Annotated in this window: 2 protein-coding genes; both read left to right on the top strand. The window is 46.0% G+C overall.

What is annotated here, in order from left to right; all coding sequences use genetic code 11:
• Positions 1-399 precede the first annotated feature (399 nt).
• Positions 400-1,803 carry a tyrosine-type recombinase/integrase gene (locus tag AKL28_RS23030; RefSeq protein WP_050470627.1) on the top strand — a complete coding sequence of 468 codons (1,404 nt, stop codon included), beginning with the start codon at positions 400-402 and terminating at the stop codon, positions 1,801-1,803.
• A gap of 87 nt (positions 1,804-1,890) precedes the next feature.
• Positions 1,891-4,973 (top strand): hypothetical protein (locus AKL28_RS23025; RefSeq protein ID WP_156226456.1); only part of this gene is annotated, 3,083 nt, incomplete at its 3' end.

The following is a 4,973-nucleotide window of genomic DNA, read 5'->3' as shown; positions in this document are numbered from 1 at the left end:
AGAGTCATTTACAGAGAATCGCTTCGGAACGGGTCACTTGGACCGAAGTTAAACTTAAGGTGACTAGCCTTACCGCAGCGTGTGCGTCCGCGGCGGCCGGGTTAAATCAAATGACAGCACTAAGTATGTAGAACTGTCTGTAGAGTGCTTGCGGACGCGGGTTCTTATCTAGGGTACACGTTCTGTGCACCTTTATTTCCACTTAAAAATTATGCTGCATCTGAAATCGAGCCTCTTGGCAGTCGATATTTTGTGCGCATTTATTTTTTTCTTTCCACACATCAAGAAAATATACATTTCCCATAACCAATAATTTTTAATACGCACATAAATGCACGTTTAACCTTTACTTGTGCATATTCATCGCCTACGCTGAACCGAGTCGATAGGAGATGAACCATGGCTTTGGTGAATGTTCGCAAAGAGGTTACTTTTTCTTCCGGCCACCATTCCTGGTTGCTGACAGACGTAACCGGAGTCGAGATTGTTATTTTCACAGCTTTCTGTGAAAGCATTCTTGGTCTGGCCTACGAGACCAGAGAGCGGTACGCCACTGTAGTGGCACGCTTCATAGACTATCTCTACGAGATTGAGATACTGGGCGGCCAAGTCGCTCATACCCGCACCGTCATCAACCGTGCGCTCAAAACCTACATTGAGCTGTTGAGATGCGGCAAAGAAATATCCTTCACTAATCCCAAATATCCCGCGCGGCCCAACGACGTTGCACGAGAAATTAAATTTCGTGCAATAGCCCAAAAATTGGGAATTACTCCTTTGGCGTCGAACAGTTGGTCAAACACTCTGGCGGCACTTAATCGATTCCTCGCAATTACCGCGGAACTTGAAATAGAGGCATACGAATTAGCGCTTCTTAAAGGGGGTGTATCAGAAAGTGTGTTAGCTCGCTCCTCGCGTGATGTTCGAATTCTCTGGGATGCTGTGAATGGTGCGCGAACACTTTCATATCAAGAAATCCAACACATAAAGACCACATCAATGTTGGGTGGTGTGACGCGGTTCAAGGGCAAGCTTAAGCGCCCAAAGGCGCTTAAGCAAAGCACGCGCCAAAGCACTCAAATGGATATCAATGCACTGGACTTCCCAGAAGAATATTTTCCCGCATTGATTGAACACACTAGAACCTATAGAGACAAAGCTCGATGGTCATTATTGATAGGCTCTGGCATTCGTCAGTCTGAAGGAAACAATCTTTTATGGGGCGACATAAATTTCGAAAAGCGAGAAGTCTACGTATTCAATCCGGTCGTACGTGTCCTTGGTCGAAATGTATCGATTAGAGATTCCAAGCTCCGCTTCAAGGGGAGAACAAAGACTGAGACTCTTTTTCGCGAGCCATATAAATCGCAATTTTTCTACTTTATCCAGCGCTATAGAGAGGAAGAGTATCGCCTTCCCCCAGATGGCAACGACTTTGTATTCCAAATGCTGCCCGACAAATATCTTGGAATGCCGCTTCTGGAAGCAAATGATGGCTCGTTGACGGACCTTTTCAAAGGTGCAGTTAAACGCGCTCGCATTCCTGGACCACAAGTGAACGCCCATTACATCTATACGCCCCACTCATTAAGGCATGCCTTTGGCGCGTTCTTGGCCAACGAGGTTGGCCTTACAGATGCGGAACTCCAGTTGGCCATGGGGCATAAAAGTCCATTGAGCAGCCGTAAATATCGAAACACTAAACTCGACTCCCTTCAGAGAAAACTAGAAAGATACGACCGAAGCGTCATTTACGGTCAAGAAGACAGCCTCTCCCCAACCGCTCCCACTTCATTGAAGTGATACGGATACTCAAAATGAAAATCAACCTAGGAAAGACTCCTCTACTACTCCAGAAACCGGGGGGTTGAAAGAGCTGTCATTGCTAGCGTGGAATCTCATTCAGGTGACTCAAGAAAATCTCTAGCTGCTCCTTTACCAAACTGGTCGTTCAAAAAACTACAGGCATATGTGAAAGAGCTCCACCAATATGCACGCAAGTCGCGTTCGACAATTCAGAAACAAGAATCGGCCGCTGTTCTACTCGAACTGGCCTACTCCGGATTCCTGATTCTTCCGATTGAGACAACTTCCCTGACTTACATCGCACCAAAAGACTCTCACCTGACAAAACCAGATTTTCTTGTCGATATCGAGCAATTCATACGCAGGAATTACAAATCGGCACATTTGCCTGATGAGTGCATGATGATTCTTCTTGCAACAGATTGTCGTGTTCCACGAGATTTCGACATCAATTGTTTTTGCACATTGCACACTGCGATACTCAGGTCTATCGCGCGAAATGTTGAACCGTCGCCAGGACAACCTGCGTATGTCTTGCTAAATGCTATTCAAAATACTCACCCGACGTTTCTAACAAGAGACGATAGGCATCTTTATCTTCTATGGAGATTCTCCGATAAATGGAAAGAGATAAGTTACCCAGAATTCTGCGGTGACCCGTCTCAGCGTAAGAATATGTGGGTACACGGAATTAAGCGGGAACGAATCGAGCTCCCCAAGCATGTCGAGCAAAGGAAGGCGCTAGAGAAAAGAAATTCTTCCATTCGCAACGCACGACAAAAAGACGGGGGAGAATATGTCGAGAATCTGCTGAATATCGCATTCGAGAATGGTCCCAATTCTCCATCTGAATATTTTGCAGCGCTAAGACATCAAGGTGGAGCCAACCAAGTATTCCGACCTCAATTTTGGTTAGAAAGCCCTGTGAACTATCCCGGGCGTGAAAAAATCGATATCACCAAGATGGGAGAGCTATGGTTTATAGCCGCGCAAGAATTTCTAAAAAATTGGCATGGAGAAAAGCTGAAAGAACCCCGTCGACAGCTTCACATTTTTCTCGACTATATTCTGTTGTATCTCCCATGGTGGTTCGAAAAAAACCCTAACGCGTCTATTTCATTTCCGAATTCTCCCGCCAAATTCAGCCGGTTTGTTTTTGTAACCAGAACGCGATTCAATCAAACAACTGACGTTGAAGAACTGATTCTTCCAAAAACAGTATATGAACTACTTCCCCTTCGACTCACATCGACAGGAGGCGAAAACACATTCCGAAGGATAATCTCAAAATTCTTCGATTTCGTTATCGCACACTTTGAAGATGAGGACTTGTACACAGTCCCAGAGATGAAGAACCCTATTCGCCAGGAACTAGACAACGAGTCACAGAAAGCATCAACGAAGACCAATAAAGTTGTCTTCACTAGAGAAATTTATCCATATTTGATTCATTTTTTGCAGTCGGTTGAAACATTCGGCGAATATCTGCAGCAAATCGCCTTACACAATGGCGCCTTTCAGACATACAAAAATCCGCCCCCTGAAGGTTACGACACAAGTAGCTGGGGCTATGTACCAGTCTTTTGGTATGCAAATAAGTTGTATAAGGTCTCACACGTTCCGAGCGTGTTCCAACTGGCGCTTTTGACTTTGTATGTCAATCCACCTGAGCCTGCTGGAATTTATGTCAATGGCTGGCGTGCCAACCAGTCCGCCCCCGAAGGGGCAACAACAACACTGACGTTCCCCGTCCTATCTACACTCAGAATCATTCTCACCGGCGTTGAAATGGGCCTGCGGAACGCTAGTGTCAGATGGCTCGACCGAAGGACTTTTGACCGTCTGACTCGAGCAGTCACTTCCTTAAATTTGTTGCACGAGATTGAGTATCGGCATACTTGGTACATGCTCCACATTAATACGGACAAAAGCCACGACGCGTGGGATTCTCTAGCTTCGGTCCGTGCATATAGGTCATTACTCGCGGAGAAGTACGTCCAATTGTCTTTGAAGTCTGACCGACTGAACTCGGTTGTCTACTATGAGGGTCGGTCGAAATCAAGATTCGGAGAAATACTTCCTCTTTTCAGAAGCACCGACTCTGAACAGCCGGTTCGGTATGACTTTTGCCGTTATATGTGGACAGCGATTTTGCATAGCTTCGAAGCATTCATTGGGAAAATCCCTGAATTCAAAGACGACTATGAAGCGGGAATAATACAATTCGTCAAGCGCAGAGACGCCAGTCTGTACAAGAACGGACAGGTTCATAATGAGTACGATGCAATCAATACTTTGCACGCCAGTCGCGCCACCTTCCTTACCTTAAGGGATGGCTCCTTCGAGCTTGAAGAATTAGGGAATCTAGTTGGTCATTCGAACAAGGTTGCCACCCAACACTACCAAGTCCCATTCCAGCATGAAACAATTGAAAAGCTTAAACGCTACGACAGGCGCCTTTACATAGGAACTGAAGTCGACGAGGCCCTAACGGAGCACTCATTTGTCGACACCCAAGCTAAGAATAGTCGCGTTCGGCGTGCATTTGAAAATTCACGCGAACAAGCGATTTCCGACTTCCGGTTTATTGCTGGAACCTCGCCGATATGGTCTCTGGACGACAGTGAAAATAATCTGGATGCTCTGAAACAGCTTCGTAAAAGCTCAATTGGGGTTATCCGATGGCACCCAACACATGCATGCCCTGTTGGCAATGAATGTCCAAAGGAAGTGATTGAAAAAATCGGAGAAAAATTCCGCTGTGGTTGCTGCCCACTAGCTGCAAAATGCGTTGACCACCTTCCCGCGATACTTGCAAAACAACTTGAACTCTCAGAACGGATTCGCCTGACAACGTCCAGAATAACTTTCATCCAGTCCGAAAAACAACCTGATGAAGAAGTTGCGCGACTGCAGGCACAGAGGAAGTTAGATGCGCAAGAATTGACTGGATGGAAAATTGCGGCAGACATCCTTTCGAGGGAACTGGAACAATGGAAAAATGACGAGAATATTCGGTTCCACGCAGACAAACCGGAAATGGTAACCCGCGCCTTGAATTTGGTCTCACGCAATAGCAATGAAACACAATTTCTTCTGGAAAGGCTTGTAACCGCAAATGCATATCCTTCGATGCAATCCGCCGAACTGCGGAGTAAAGCCAGTAA

This window comes from Herbaspirillum chlorophenolicum (assembly GCF_001189955.1).
In the GTDB taxonomy this organism is placed as follows: Bacteria; Pseudomonadota; Gammaproteobacteria; order Burkholderiales; family Burkholderiaceae_D; genus Herbaspirillum; species Herbaspirillum chlorophenolicum.
Note: the sequence above shows the minus strand (reverse complement) of the source record. Positions and strands in the feature narration are given on the sequence as shown.

Coding starts and splice junctions, on each gene's coding strand:
- AKL28_RS23030 (WP_050470627.1), top strand. CDS start 400: ATGGCTTTGGTGAATGTTCGCAAAGAGGTTACTTTTTCTTCCGGCCAC.